The sequence below is a fragment of the Pinisolibacter aquiterrae genome, assembly GCF_019160155.1.
GTDB classification, from domain to species: domain Bacteria; phylum Pseudomonadota; class Alphaproteobacteria; order Rhizobiales; family Ancalomicrobiaceae; genus Pinisolibacter; species Pinisolibacter aquiterrae.
Map to the genome: position 1 here is coordinate 142,963 of NZ_JAFNIH010000027.1, position 14,404 is coordinate 157,366.

11 protein-coding genes are annotated in these 14,404 nt (G+C 69.1%); 7 read left to right on the plus strand and 4 right to left on the minus strand.

The genetic code is table 11. The features are described 5' to 3' along the window. Positions 1-31: 31 nt before the first annotated feature. Entirely contained in the window at positions 32-3,334 is a 3,303-nt protein-coding gene (locus J3S89_RS11590; protein WP_217927703.1) for a transglutaminase family protein, read from the minus strand. 246 nt (positions 3,335-3,580) lie between these two features. Between J3S89_RS11590 and J3S89_RS11595 the strand changes: the two genes are divergently transcribed. Continuing rightward, a complete protein-coding gene (locus J3S89_RS11595; protein WP_217927704.1) occupies positions 3,581-5,122 on the plus strand; it encodes a hypothetical protein in 1,542 nt (513 codons plus the stop codon). A gap of 105 nt (positions 5,123-5,227) precedes the next feature. Here J3S89_RS11595 and leuB read toward each other — a convergent pair whose 3' ends face one another. Further along, positions 5,228-6,337, minus strand: a complete 1,110-nt coding sequence (gene leuB / locus J3S89_RS11600; protein WP_217927705.1) for a 3-isopropylmalate dehydrogenase — start codon at positions 6,335-6,337, stop codon at positions 5,228-5,230. A 234-nt stretch (positions 6,338-6,571) separates the two neighbouring features. Here leuB and J3S89_RS11605 point away from each other — a divergent pair, with 234 nt between their 5' ends. Beyond that, positions 6,572-7,093 (plus strand): DsrE family protein, encoded by a 522-nt coding sequence (locus J3S89_RS11605; RefSeq protein WP_217927706.1) that lies wholly within the window; start codon positions 6,572-6,574, stop codon positions 7,091-7,093. Positions 7,094-7,171: 78 nt separating this feature from the next. Here the strand turns inward: J3S89_RS11605 and J3S89_RS11610 are convergent, their stop codons facing one another. Together J3S89_RS11610 and J3S89_RS11615 are read right to left on the minus strand one after the other, a co-directional pair. Then, a complete protein-coding gene (locus J3S89_RS11610) occupies positions 7,172-7,819 on the minus strand; it encodes a carbonic anhydrase (protein ID WP_217927707.1) in 648 nt (215 codons plus the stop codon). A gap of 36 nt (positions 7,820-7,855) precedes the next feature. Continuing rightward, positions 7,856-8,806, minus strand: coding sequence for a threonine/serine dehydratase (locus tag J3S89_RS11615; protein WP_217927708.1), 951 nt, complete (start codon positions 8,804-8,806; stop codon positions 7,856-7,858). 274 nt (positions 8,807-9,080) lie between these two features. On the opposite strand from J3S89_RS11615, the gene J3S89_RS11620 reads away from it, so the two are divergent. The 5 genes from J3S89_RS11620 to sucD all read left to right on the plus strand — a co-directional run bounded on the left by J3S89_RS11620 (position 9,081) and on the right by sucD (position 14,264). Further along, a complete protein-coding gene (locus J3S89_RS11620) occupies positions 9,081-9,482 on the plus strand; it encodes a hypothetical protein (RefSeq protein WP_217927709.1) in 402 nt (133 codons plus the stop codon). A 121-nt stretch (positions 9,483-9,603) separates the two neighbouring features. After that, a complete protein-coding gene (gene zapE, locus J3S89_RS11625) occupies positions 9,604-10,815 on the plus strand; it encodes a cell division protein ZapE (protein WP_217927710.1) in 1,212 nt (403 codons plus the stop codon). Between the two features lie 159 nt (positions 10,816-10,974). Further along, positions 10,975-11,937, plus strand: coding sequence for a malate dehydrogenase (mdh, locus tag J3S89_RS11630; RefSeq protein ID WP_217927711.1), 963 nt, complete (start codon positions 10,975-10,977; stop codon positions 11,935-11,937). 241 nt (positions 11,938-12,178) lie between these two features. Continuing rightward, a complete protein-coding gene (gene sucC / locus J3S89_RS11635) occupies positions 12,179-13,375 on the plus strand; it encodes an ADP-forming succinate--CoA ligase subunit beta (RefSeq protein WP_217927712.1) in 1,197 nt (398 codons plus the stop codon). Between the two features lie 4 nt (positions 13,376-13,379). After that, positions 13,380-14,264, plus strand: a complete 885-nt coding sequence (sucD, locus tag J3S89_RS11640) for a succinate--CoA ligase subunit alpha (RefSeq protein WP_217927713.1) — start codon at positions 13,380-13,382, stop codon at positions 14,262-14,264. Positions 14,265-14,404 lie beyond the last annotated feature (140 nt).

Consider the following 14,404-nt stretch of genomic DNA (forward strand, 5'->3'; position numbering starts at 1 on the left):
CCCCCCGGCGCGCCGTTCGATCACCGAACCGTCATCCCCGCAGGGGGGGACGACGCAGGTCGAGTGTCAAGGGGTATTCGCTCGTCCGTTCGGCGATGGGCATGACGACGAAGCCGGGCGTGTGGCCGTGATCGATGAAGCGCGCGAGGCGGCGCGCCTCGGCCTCGTAGGAGTTCACGGGGAAGGTGTCGTAGTTGCGCCCTCCCGGATGGGCGACGTGATAGACGCAGCCGCCGATCGACCGGCCGGTCCACTTGTCGATGATGTCGAAGGTGATCGGCGGGTGGGTCGGGATGGTCGGGTGGAAGCCGGAGGCCGGCTGCCAAGCCTTGTAGCGCACGCCCGCCACCGCCTCGCCGGAGGTGCCGGTCGAGGTGAGCGGGATCTGGCGGCCGTTGGCGGTGACGACGTGGCGCTTGGGGTCGAAGCCCTCGACGCGGATCTGGAGCCGTTCGACGGAGGAGTCGACGTAACGGACGGTGCCGCCGACGGCGCCCTCCTCGCCGGTGACGTGCCAGGGTTCCAGCGCCTGACGGACCTCGAGCTTGACGCCACCGTGTTCCACCGTCCCGTAATAGGGGAAGCGGAACTCGTACTGCGCCTTGAACCAGAGCGGATCGAAGTCGTAACCGGCGGTCTTCAGGTCGCCGAGCACGCCGAGGAAGTCCTCCCAGACGAAATGCGGCAGCATGTAGCGGTCGTGCAGCGCGGTGCCGAAGCGCGAGAACTCGCCCTTCTGCGGCTCGCGCCACAGCCAGGAGATCAGCGCGCGCAGCAACAGCTGCTGGGCGAGCGACATGCGCGCGTCCGGCGGCATCTCGAAGCAGCGGAACTCGACCAGACCGAGACGGCCGGTGGGACCGTCGGGCGAATAGAGCTTGTCGATGCAGATCTCGGTGCGATGGGTGTTGCCGGAGACGTCCACCAGGAGGTTGCGGAACAGGCGATCGACCAGCCACGGCGGCGGCGGCCAATCCTCGCCGGGGTTCGGCACGCAGCTCATGGCGATCTCGAGTTCGTAGAGCGTGTCGTGGCGAGCCTCGTCGATGCGCGGCGCCTGCGAGGTCGGGCCGATGAAGAGGCCGGAGAACAGGTAGCTCAGCGAGGGGTGGCGCTGCCAATAGAGCACGAGGCTGCGCAAGAGGTCGGGGCGGCGCAGGAAGGGGCTGTCGATCGGCTTGCGGGCGCCGACCACGACGTGGTTGCCGCCGCCGGTGCCGGTGTGGCGACCGTCGACCATGAACTTCTCGGTGCCGAGCCGTGACCAGCGCGCCTCTTCATAGAGGCGGGTCGAGATCGTGACGCATTCGTCCCAACTCTCGGCGGGCTGGACGTTGACCTCGATCACGCCGGGGTCGGGGGTGACCTTGATCACCTCGATACGGGGATCCTGCGGCGGCGGATAGCCCTCGATGTGGACCGGCAGGCGATGGGCCTCGGCGGTCGCCTCGACGGCGGCGAGGAGCTCCAGATAGTCGTCGAGAGTTTCGACCGGCGGCATGAAGACGTGGAGGATGCCGTCGCGCGGTTCGACCGAGAGCGCGGTGCGGACCTGATCGGCGCCGATCTCCTCGACGAAGTTCTGGGTGACGCGCTGGGCCGGGCCGCTGCGCCGGTAGACCTGGGCGAGCTCGTCGGGATCGGGCAGGGGCGGACGCTCGACGAAGGTGTCGAGTTCCATGATGTAGGGATAGGACGACGGCGGGATCCACGGCAGCGAGGCGATCGGCAGGCGATAGCCGACCGGGCTGTCGCCGGGGATCAGGAACAGTTTTTCGCGGCGCAGGCGCCATTTCTCCGAATACCAGCCGGTGCCGGCGGCGGCGTTCCAGCGTTGGACCGGCAGGACGTGGCCGGTCGCCCGGGTCAGGCCGTGGTCGAAGACGCGGGCGATGCGATGGCGGTCCTCGGCGTTCTCGAGCTTGGAGTTGGAGGGGTCGAGATTGACCGGGAGCTTGGCTTCCTGGACGAGCCAATGGGCGGGATCCTCGAAGGCGGCGATGACGTAGTCGCCGCCGATGTCGAGGCGTTCGGCGATGCCCTCGGCGAGGAGGCGCGACTGCTCGACGGTGGCGGTCTTCTCTCCGGCCTCGAGGGCGACGAGGGAGGGATCGCGCCAGATCGGCTTGCCGTCCTTGCGCCAATAGAGCGCGAAGGCCCAGCGCGGCAGGCTCTCGCCGGGATACCACTTGCCCTGGCCGTAATGGAGGAAGCCGCCGGGGGCGAAGGTCTGGCGCAGGCGGCGGATCAGATCGTCGGCCTTGGCGCGCTTGGTCGGGCCGACTGCGGCGGTGTTCCATTCGGCCGACTGATAGTCGTCGATCGAGACGAAGGTCGGCTCGCCGCCCATGGTCAGGCGGACGTCGTTGGCGACGAGATCGGCGTCGACGCGGCGGCCGAGGGCGTCGAGCGCGGCCCAGGCGTCGTCGGAGAAGGGGGCGGTGACGCGCGGCTTCTCGGCGATGCGATCGACGTGCATCTCGAATTCGAAGGTGCATTCGGCCGGATCGACGAGGCCGGTGATCGGCGCGGCGGAGCGATAATGCGGGGTGCCGCACAGCGGCAGATGGCCCTCGCCGGCGAAGAGACCGGAGGTCGGGTCGAGGCCGATCCAGCCGGCGCCGGGCAGGTAGACCTCGCACCAGGCGTGGAGATCGGTGAAGTCGTGGTCGGTGCCGGAGGGGCCGTCGAGCGACTTCACGTCGGGCTTCAGCTGGATCAGATAGCCGGAGACGAAACGGGCGGCGAGGCCCATGCGGCGGGCGAGCTGGACCAGGAGCCAGGCGGTGTCGCGGCACGAGCCGGAGGCGCGTTCCAGCGTCTCGTCGGGCTCCTGGACGCCGGGCTCCATGCGGATGACGTAGCGGATGTCCTGCGAGAGCTTCTGATTGAGCCAGACCAGATAGTCGACGGTGCGGGCCTCGTCGCGACGGACATCGGCGAGATAGGCCTCGAAGCGCTCGCCGGTCTTCTCGGGCACCAGATAGGGCTTCAGCTCCTCCGCCAGTTCGGGCTTGTAGGCGAAGGGGAAGCTCTCGGCATATTCCTCGAGGAAGAAGTCGAAGGGGTTGTAGACCGCCATCTCGGTCAGGAGGTCGACCTCGATGCGGAACTCCCGCGACTTCTCGGGGAAGACGAAGCGCGCCAGCCAGTTGCCGTGCGGATCCTGCTGCCAATTGACGAAATGGGTCTCGGGCGTGACCCGCAGCGAGTAGCTGGAGATCTTGTTGCGGCAATGGGGAGCCGGTCGCAGCCGGATGATCTGGGGCCCGAGCTGGACCGGGCGGTCGTAGGCGTAGGCGGTGAGATGGTGCAGGGCGACTTGAATGGCCAAGGGGGTGGCTCCCGACATACGACTGATCGTCTCGATGGCAGCCTAACTCTTGTGCAGCGCGAAGCAAGAGGGCGTCGACGAACCGTCCTCCGTCAAAGGGCTGAGACGATCCCGGGTGGTGCTCGATGACGAATGCGTTCATCTCGCGGTTTCGCGCCGCCGCGCGATCGACGGGGCCGGACGGCGCGGCTATCGTTCGGGAAACATTTCCTCTTCGTCTCTTCACGCGGTCTCGGGGGATCGGTCATGCGAGGGCATCGTTCGGGCGTCTCGTCGGTCGTCGCGGTGGCGGCGGCGCTCCTCGCCGCGCCCGCTGCGGCGCAGGAGGCGGACTACCCCTGCGCCGGGGATCTCGATCCCGTCCGCTACGACAAGAAGCCGGATTTCGGGGTCGTGTCGCTGCTCCTGCCGCCGCTGCTCTTCCTCGAGCAGATGTCGCGCGACGAGGTGTCCGAGCGGCCGCGCCGCGAGGTCTCGGTGCGTGTCGCGGCGCCGAAGGATCTCCCGCCCGGGCCGACCCGGATCGCGGTGCTGCTCGAGGGCAAGCGTCATCTCGGCGACCTCGAGCCCGGCGTGGCGAAGAAGCTGCCCGAGGGGCGCTACGTGTTGCTGGCGGCGCGCCGGATCGGCGATGCGACCGTCGCCTGGGGGCGCGGCGAGGTGACGATCGGCGCGAAGGGCCCGACCCGTTTCGAGGTGCCGCTCGACCGCCGTCTCGTTCTGGGGCAGGGGCTGCGGATCGGGCAATCGGCGCCGGACGGGCGCGCGCCGGCGGCCTCGGTGATCACCTTCGACTGGGACGGGGCGTGGCAGAGCGAGGCGCGGGTCTCCTTCGCGCCCAAGGGCGAGCCCGGCGCATACGCCACGGCGCCGGTGCGGGTCGGGGCGGATCGCCCGTCGCAGATCGAGGTGCCGGCGCGGCCGGGGGCCTATGATCTCCGGCTCGAACTCTGCGCGCCGCGGCTGACGCTCGCGACGGCGCCGGTCACCGTCTCCGCCGCCGACGTACGGATCGACGCCCCGGCGCGCGTCGAGGCGGGCGAGAGCTTCCAGGTTCATTCGATGGGCCGCAACGGGCTCGACTTCACGCTGGCGCTGATCGCGCCGGACGGCGAGGAGGTGGAGGCGCGCGAGCTCGATCTCGAGCATCCGTCGGCCGAATTCGTCGCGCCGCCGGTGCCGGGACGCTACACGCTGGTGCGGCGGACGTCGGGCGACACACCGATCGAGCTGGCGCGGACGTCGATCACGGTCGAGGCGGTGGCGATCGAGATCCGCGGGCCGGATCGGGTGCGGACGGCGGCGCCGGTCGCGCTCGACTGGACCGGCGCGGGCGGGGCGACGCGACTGGAACTCTGGCGCGTCGGCGCCGGGGCGGAGCATCGCCTTCGCGACGATCTCGAACGCGGCGAGAAGGCGCTGCCGGCCGGTCCCGGGACCTACGAGCTGCGGGTCGTGGCGAAGACGGGCGGCCACGCGGTGTTGGCGCGCCGGTCGATCGTCGTGGAGGGTTCGGTCTTCACCCAGGCGCCGGAGCGGCTCGCGCCGGGCGAGCATTGGGCGGTGGGGTTGGCGCAGACGCCGGGCTTCTTCGACGAGGTGGCGATCGTGCCGCGCGGCGGCGGCGTCGAGGCGCTGAAGATCGCGAACAGTTTCGATCCGGGATCGTCGCGGGCGGTGGAGATCGTCGCGCCGTCGAAGCCCGGGGCCTACGATCTGGTGATGGTCGCCAAGAGCCCGGCGGAGGAGCCGGTGATCCTCGATCGCCGGCCGTTCGAGGTGAAATGAGACGGCCCCGGACGCGGGGCGTCCGGGGCCGTCTCATTTCCGTTTCGGCACCGCGTCGCCGAGGCGACGCGGGCGCAAGTTCTTCACGCCGTGCGCGCGCGGTCTTCAGGCGACGCGAGCGTCGAGGGCCTTGACCACGGCGTCGCCCATCTCGGTGGTGGAGATGGCGTTCTGGCCGGGGTTGGCGATGTCGGCGGTCCGCAGGCCCGAGGCGAGCACGTCGGCGACGGCGCCGTCGAGGAGGTCGGCGGCCTCACCGAGGCCGAGCGTGTAGCGCAGCGCCATGGCGAAGGAGCCGATCATGGCGATCGGGTTGGCGAGGCCCTTGCCCGCGATGTCCGGCGCCGAGCCGTGGACGGGCTCGTACATCGACTTGGCGCGGCCGGTCGCCGGGTCGGGGCTGCCCAGCGAGGCGGAGGGCAGCATGCCGAGCGAGCCGGTCAGCATCGAGGCGACGTCGGAGAGGATGTCGCCGAAGAGGTTGTCGCAGACGATGACGTCGAACTGCTTGGGCCGGCGCACCAGCTGCATGGCGCAGTTGTCGGCGAGGATGTGCTCGAGCGTCACGTCGGCGTAGCCCTTGCCGACCTCGGAGACGACCTGCTTCCACAGGACGCCCGACTTCATGACGTTGTGCTTCTCGGCCGAGTGGACCTTGCCGCCGCGCGTGCGGGCGAGATCGAAGGCGACACGGGCGATCCGGTCGATCTCGTGGGTGGTGTAGACCTGGGTGTCGACGGCGCGCTTCTCGCCGTTCTCGAGGGTGACGATCTCCTTGGGCTCGCCGAAATAGACGCCGCCGGTCAGCTCGCGCACGATCAGGATGTCGAGGCCCTCGACCAGCTCGCGCTTCAGCGCGGAGGCATCGGCGAGGGCCGGATAGCAGATCGCCGGGCGCAGGTTGGCGAAGAGGCCGAGATCCTTGCGCAGGCGCAGGAGGCCCGCCTCGGGACGCACGTCATAGGGGACGTCGGCCCATTTCGGGCCACCGACGGCGCCGAAGATCACCGCGTCGGAGGCCATCGCCAGGGCCATGTCGGATTCGGAGATCGCCTTGCCGTGGGCGTCGTAGGCGGACCCGCCGACCAGGCCGCGCTCGCGCTCGAAGGTCGCGACGCCGCGCTTCTCGAACCACGCGACGACCTTCTCGACCTCGACCATGATTTCGGTGCCGATGCCGTCGCCGGGGAGAAGGAAGAGATTGAAGGAGGCCATGGGACGATCCCGCGTTCTGGGGCTTGAAGGGCGCGGGCGCAGCGCCGATCGATGCGCGCGCGACTACCGCGAGGGATCCGCACGCGAGGCGCGCGGGGCTCCCGTTTACCAATCTCGCAGGCGGGGTTCAATGGGGCGGCGTCTCGGCACGGCTCTGGCTACAGGGCGAGCGACGAGCGCCGCCGTCTCGAAACGGGACGAGCGGGGCCGACCATCGACGATCGAGGAGGGGACATGGCCGAGAGACGTTCGAACACGCGCCGGGCGGCGCTGATCGTGGCCGCCGGGGTCGCGGCCGGGGCGGGGCTCTGGGTCGGCCGCGATCTGTGGCGGGCGCATGCGACGCCCCGGCAGGTGACGGTGCCGCCGGTCGCCCAGGACTTCGGGCATCAGAAGGTCGTCTACCACCTCTCCGAGAGCGGCGGTTATTCCGGCGCCAAGCACGTCGGTTGGCTCGGCAACATGGAGAACCACTACCGGGCACTGGCGCCGGGTGCGCTCGATCTGGTGGTGGTGGTCAACGGCGACGGCATCGATCTCCTCACCCACGCGCTGACGGAACCGGATCTGGCGCGGCGGATCGACGGGCTCAAGGCCAAGGGCGCGCGCTTCCTGATCTGCCGCAACACGCTGATCGGTCGCGGGCTCGATCCCGACAAGGATCTCTACGGCGTGGCGCGGGAGGATCTGATCGGCGCCGGTGTCGCCGAGGTCGCGCTGCTCCAGCGCGAGGGCTACGCCTATCTGAAGCCGTGACCCGATCGCTCAGGGACTCTGAGGCGAACGAGGCCGGCGCCGGGGTTCCCCGAGGCCGGCCTCGCGCCGTCTCCTGCCTCAGGCGACGTCGCGCGATTCCAGGCGCTCCCACATGCCCGTCGACTGGTCGAGGACGTGGAGTTCGCCGAGGGCGATGTCGAACCAGGCGCCGTGCAGGGCGATGCGGCCGGACGCCTCGAGCGCGGAGATGCAGGGGAAGGTGCGCAGGTTCTCGATCGAATTCACGATCGAGAGGCGCTCGAGCAGGCGGTGGCGCTCGGCCGGGGCGGTCTCGCCGCACTCGAGGCACTGGGCCACCGGCTTCTCGAGGAGCGAGATCCACTTGCCGATGAAGTCGCCGGGCGACAGCGGCTCGGGAGCTTCCTTCAGGGCGGCGGCGATGCCGCCGCAGCGGCCGTGACCCATCACCACGATGTGCTTGACCCTGAGGCCCATCACCGCGAACTCGAGCGCAGCCGAGGTGCCGTGATAATCGTCGTCGGGGGCGTAGGGCGGCACGAGATTGGCGACGTTGCGCGCCACGAAGAGCTCGCCGGGGGAGGCGTCGAAGATCGTCTCCGGTCCGGCGCGGCTGTCGCAGCAGGCGATGATCATCACCTCGGGCTTCTGGCCCGCCTCGGCGAGATGGAGATAACGGGCGTTCTCGCTCTGCCAGCGCCCGGCGCGAAAGGCGCGATATCCGGCGAGTAGACGATCGGGGAACATGGGCGGTCACTCCTTTGACGAGGAAGAGGCGCGGGCTCAGGTCGCGAGGGCGGCGAGCGTGGTGAGATCGACGTTGCCGCCGCAGACCAGGACGCCGACGCGCTCGTCGGGCCGGGGGCGGTAGTGTCCGGCGAGGAGGGCGGCGAGGGCGGTGGCGCCCCCGGGTTCGGCGGCGATCCTCAGGCTCGACCACAGCCGGCGCTGGGCCTCGACGATGGCGCTGTCGGGGACCAGCACGACGTCGTCGACCCAGTCGCGGGCGATGACGTGGACCAGTTCGCCGACGCGCTTGGCGCCGAGGCTGTCGACGGCGATGGACTCGACCTCGACGTCGACCGGCCGTCCGGCGGCGCGGGCGGCGTGGAGCGCGCGCGAGCCCTGCGGCTCGACCGCGATCACCCGGGTGCGGCCGTGGAACCACAGCGCGGTGCCGGCGACGAGGCCGCCGCCGCCGGCGGCGACCAGCACCGTGTCGAGCCCGTCGGGCGCGTCCTCCTCCCACTCGCGGGCGACGGTGCCCTGACCGGCGATGGTGTAGGGGCTGTCGAAGGGGTGGACGACGAGGGCGCCGCTCTCCTTCGCCCAGGCGTCGGAGAGGAGGGCCGCGTCGGCATAGCGATCGCCGGCGACCACGACCTCGGCGCCATAGGCGCGGATGCGCTCGATCTTGATCGGGCTCGACACCGTCGGCACGAAGATGCGGGCGCGGTGGCCGAGGCAGGCCGCCGCATAGGCGACGGCGGCGCCGTGATTGCCGCCGGAGGCGGCGGTGATCCCGACCTTGGGCACGGGACGGGCGAGCAGATTGTTGAAGGCGCCGCGCGCCTTGAACGAGCCGGTGTGCTGGAACAGCTCGAGCTTGAGGTGGACCGGGTCGGCGAGGCCGAAGGCGGCGCCCTCGACCATCATGCCGGGCGTGTGGCGCACATGGGCGCGGATCCGGGCCTCGGCGGCCTCGACGGCGGCGGGTGACAGCACTTCGGCCATGGAACGCTCCGTGCCTCCTCGGTTCGCGCCCCGCGCCGGTCGACGAGGAGGACGGCGAGGCGCGTCTCCTCGGTCCACGACCGGGGGAACGGAGGCAATCGCATAGCGGATCGCGGAGGTTTCGCCAAGGGCGAGGAGCGCGGGTGCGGCATGCGCATCGTCAGAAATGCTGCACTGCAACATTGCTCTTCCCTCGACGGAGGAAGGCGGCTAACATGATTCACGATCTCGGCCGGAGCCCGATCCGGCGATCGGGATCGAGCAAGGAACACGCATGCCCTACCGAACCTATCAGAGCGCCATGACTTCGACCTGGCGCAATCTCATGTCCTTCGGTGAAGCCTGGAGCGAGATCGTGCAGCTGTCGCCGGTGGTGGTGGCGTTGCGCACCGACGCGGCGCTGGCGGCCATCACCGATCCGGCCGGGGCGAGCCCGAGCGAGTCGTTGCGGATGGTGGCGGAGAAGATCGACGCGGTGGCCGAGGGAACGGTCGCGGCGACGCTCGAGACGGGGCTCGCCCTCGGCCGCACGCTGGTCGGCCGTTCGACCCCGCTCGACGTGGCGCTCGACGTGGCCCGCGCGGCGGTGGCGCCGGCGCGTCAGCGGCTGCGTTACAACGTCGAGCGGCTCGGCGGCGGCAAGGTGATCCATCGCCACCATCCGCGCGCGCAGTGACGGGCACCTCGGCGCGGTTCGACGATCGTCGCCGTCGCCGGGGGTTTGACGGGCGGGCGCCGGGCGCGTAGGCGAAGGGTTCGTCCTTCCGTCGGTTCGTCCCAAGAGAGTTCCCCGTCCCATGCCGCACAGCGAAGAGAGGTTGCGGACCGTCGCCGGCCGCTACGAAGCCCTGGTCGCGTCCGGAGCGATCTCGTCCGATCCGGCCCAGGAGCGGCTGGCGCGGCGGCTCGACCGGCTCGACACGGAACTCGCGACCAGCGATCTCGCGGTCAAGGGCTCGGCACTCGGCTGGCTGTTCTCGCGCAAGGCGCCGAAGCGCGAGGCGATCCGGGGGCTCTACGTCCACGGCGAGGTCGGGCGCGGCAAGACCATGATGATGGACCTCTTCTACGAGGTCAGCCGGGTACGCAAGAAGCGGCGCGCCCATTTCCATGCCTTCATGGCCGATGTCCAGGACCGGATCCACCGGGCGCGCGCCGACATCGTCGCCGGCCGGCTCAAGGGCGACGATCCGATCCAGCCGGTGGCCGCCGCGATCGCCGAGGAGACGCGCCTCCTGTGCTTCGACGAATTCGCCGTCTACGACATCGCCGACGCGATGATCCTGGGGCGGCTGTTCGAGAAGCTGTTCGAGGCCGGCGTTGTGGTGGTGGCGACCTCCAACGTGGCGCCGAACGATCTCTACAAGGACGGGCTCAACCGCGCCCTGTTCCTGCACTTCGTCGCGCTGCTCCAGACCTATGTCGACGTCGAGCGCCTGTCGGCGGCGACCGACTATCGGCTCGAGAAGACCGATACCGACGCGGTCTGGACGACGCCGCTCGGCGCGGAGACCGATCTGGTGATGGAGGAGGCCTGGTTCCGGCTGACCGAGCATCGGCCGAGCGGGCGCGAGACCATTCCCTTCCGGGGCCGCACGATCGTGGTGCCGCAGGCCTGCGGGGCGCGGGCGCGGTTCGACTTCGCCGACCTCTGCGAGACGCCGCTGGCGGCGGCCGACTATCTGCAGATCGCCCGTCGCTTTCACACCATTATGATCGAACGTGTTCCGATCCTCGGACCGGAGCGGCGCAACGCCGCCAAGCGGCTCATCAACCTCGTCGACGCGCTCTACGATTGCCGGGTCCAGATCATGGTCTCGGCGGCGGCGGGGCCGGAGGCGCTGTGGGGCGGAGAGGGCGGCGCGGAAACCTTCGAATTCGCCCGGACGGTCTCGCGCCTCACCGAAATGCGCTCCGAGGAATATGCCGCGACCCCGCATCTGGGGGAGCACGGTGGCCTCGTCGGACCCGACGAGGAGGCCGGGACGGACGATCTCTCGCGAACGTGAAACGTCTTGCAATTTGCGCTGAAATTGCCGCATTTCCGGTCACTTTTCGAAGGCCTAATAAACCTTCGGCCGACTTGCACCCCTTCCCGGAACAGAGTATCGAACCGCACGACAGGATGTCGCACCGACCTCCAATTGACGTGAAGGGAAACCTCTGAAATGGCGCGGAAAAAGATCGCCCTGATCGGCGCGGGTCAAATCGGTGGCACGCTGGCCCATCTGGCCGGCCTCAAGGAACTCGGCGACATCGTGTTGTTCGACATCGTCGACGGTGTTCCGCAGGGCAAGGCCCTGGACATCGCCGAGTCGTCCCCGGTCGGCGGTTTCGACGCGGCCCTCTCGGGCGCGTCGTCCTACGAGGCGATCGCCGGTTCGGACGTGATCATCGTGACCGCCGGCGTGCCGCGCAAGCCGGGTATGAGCCGTGACGATCTCCTGTCGATCAACCTCTCCGTCATGGAGAAGGTCGGCGCCGGCATCAAGGAATTCGCCCCCGACGCCTTCGTCATCTGCATCACCAACCCGCTCGACGCGATGGTTTGGGCGCTGCAGAAGTTCTCCGGCCTGCCGGCGAACAAGGTGGTCGGCATGGCCGGTGTGCTCGACAGCGCCCGCTTCCGCTACTTCCTCGCCGAGGCGACCGGCGTCTCGATCAAGGACGTCCATGCGATGACGCTGGGCGGCCACGGCGACGACATGGTCCCGCTGGTGCGCTACTCCACCATCGGCGGCGTGCCGCTGCCGGAGATCGTCAAGATGGGCTGGCTCACCCAGGACAAGCTCGACGCGATCGTCGACCGCACCCGCAAGGGCGGCGCCGAGATCGTCGGCCTCCTGAAGACCGGCTCGGCCTTCTACGCCCCGGCCGCGTCCGCCATCGCGATGGCGGAGTCCTATCTCAAGGACCAGAAGCGCGTTCTGCCGGTGGCCGCGGCCCTCAACGGCGAATACGGCCTCACCGACATGTATGTCGGCGTCCCCGCGCTGATCGGCGCCGGCGGCGTCGAGAAGATCGTCGAGGTCGAATTCGATGCGACCGAGAAGGCGCAGTTCGCCAAGTCCGTCGCTTCGGTGACCGGCCTGGTCGACGCCTGCAAGCAGATTCAGCCGGCCCTCGCCTGAGCGAGCGTTCGGTCGAACGGACTTCCTTCGAGCGCCTCTCCTGGGAGGCGTCTCACGGAATCGGTCGTACGATGCGCGGGGCCGGCTCTCGCCGGCTCCGTCTTCTCGCGGATGGAGGATCCGCGAGTGGGGGGAGACCTCGTATCGTCGTCGTGAACGGGCTTCGTGGGCTGGCGCCCATGGGGGTCGAACGCCGGTTCCGACACCCTCTGAATCGAGATTTTCGAGGCGAGACGAGGCGATGAACATCCACGAATATCAGGCGAAGGCCGTCCTTCGCGAGTACGGCGCGCCGGTGTCGCGCGGCATTCCCGCGTTCACTCCGGCCGAGGCGGCCAAGGCCGCCGAAGAGCTCGGCGGCCCGCTCTGGGTCGTCAAGTCGCAGATCCACGCCGGTGGTCGCGGCAAGGGCAAGTTCAAGGAACTGCCGGCCGACGCCAAGGGCGGCGTGCGTCTCGCCAAGTCGGTGGCCGAGGTCGAGGCCTTCGCCAAGGAGATGCTCGGCAACACGCTGGTGACCGTCCAGACCGGCCCGGCCGGCAAGCAGGTCAACCGCCTCTACATCGAGGACGGCTCCGACATCGCCCGCGAGCTCTACTTCTCGGCCCTGGTCGATCGCGCCACCGGCTCGGTCGGCTTCGTGGTGTCGACCGAAGGCGGCATGGACATCGAGACGGTCGCTCACGACACTCCTGAGAAGATCCACACCTTCCACGTCGATCCGGCGGCGGGCTATCAGCCCTACGTCGGCCGCAACGTCGCCTATGCGCTCGGTCTGACCGGGCCGCAGGTGAAGCAGTGCGTCAAGCTGGTCGGCGATCTCTATCGCGCCTTCGTCGAGAAGGACATGGCGATGCTCGAGATCAACCCGCTGATCGTCTCCGACGCCGGCGACCTCAAGGTCCTCGACGCCAAGGTGAACTTCGACTCCAACGCGCTCTTCCGTCATCCCGACATCGTCGCCCTGCGCGACGAAACGGAGGAAGACGCCAAGGAGATCGAGGCCTCCAAGTACGACCTCGCCTATATCGCGCTCGACGGCACCATCGGCTGCATGGTCAACGGCGCGGGTCTGGCGATGGCGACCCTCGACATCATCCAGCTCTACGGCGAAAGCCCGGCGAACTTCCTCGACGTCGGTGGCGGCGCTTCGGAAGAGAAGGTGACGGCGGCGTTCAAGATCATCACCTCCGATCCGAACGTGAAGGGCATCCTGGTCAACATCTTCGGCGGCATCATGAAGTGCGACATCATCGCGCGTGGCGTCCTCGCCGCCGTGAAGGCGGTCGGGCTCCAGGTTCCGCTGGTGGTTCGCCTGACCGGCACCAACGAAGAGATGGGCAAGCAGATCATCCGCGAGTCCGGTCTCAACGTCATCCCGGCCGACAACCTGGACGACGCCGCTCAGAAGATCGTCAAGGCCGTGCGGGGAGCTTGATCGAATGTCTATTCTCGTCAGCAAGGACACCAAGGTCATCTGCCAGGGCTTCACCGGCGCGCAGGGGACCTTCCACTCCGAACAGGCCATCGCCTACGGCACCAAGATGGTCGGCGGCGTGACGCCCGGTAAGGGTGGCCAGACCCATCTCGGTCTGCCGATCTTCGACACCGTGTGGCAGGCCAAGGCCGCCACCGGCGCCGACGCCTCCGCGATCTACGTGCCGCCGCCCTTCGCGGCCGACGCGATCCTCGAGGCGATCGACGCGGAGATCCCGCTGATCGTCTGCATCACCGAGGGCATCCCGGTGATGGACATGGTCAAGGTCGGCAAGGCGCTCAAGGGCTCCAAGTCGCGCCTGATCGGGCCGAACTGCCCGGGCGTGCTCACGCCCAACGAGTGCAAGATCGGCATCATGCCGGGCCACATCTTCAAGCGTGGCTCCGTCGGCATCCTGTCGCGCTCCGGCACCCTGACCTATGAGGCGGTCAAGCAGACCACCGACGTCGGCCTCGGCCAGACGACGGCGGTCGGCATCGGCGGCGACCCGGTCAAGGGCACCGAGTTCATCGACATGCTCGAGCTGTTCCTGCAGGACCCCGAGACCCAGTCGATCATCATGATCGGCGAGATCGGCGGCTCGGCCGAGGAAGAGGCGGCGGAGTATCTCGCGGCCCATCCGATCAAGAAGCCGATGGCCGGGTTCATCGCCGGCGTCTCGGCGCCTCCGGGCCGTCGCATGGGCCATGCCGGCGCGATCGTGTCGGGCGGCAAGGGCGACGCCAAGTCGAAGATGAAGGCGATGTCGCAGGCCGGCATCAACGTTTCTCCCTCGCCGGCGCGCCTCGGCGAGACCCTGCTCGAAGCCATCAAGGCCTTCGGGAAGTGACGAAGTCTCGAGGGGAGCCACGGCTCCCCTCGTCGTTCGCACCCCGGATCGCCGGGGGTGGACGGAAAGGAAGCTCGGACGCGCCGAACGTCAATCGATTCGATTGCGGCGGACCGCCGGCCGAACGGAGGGGAATGCGC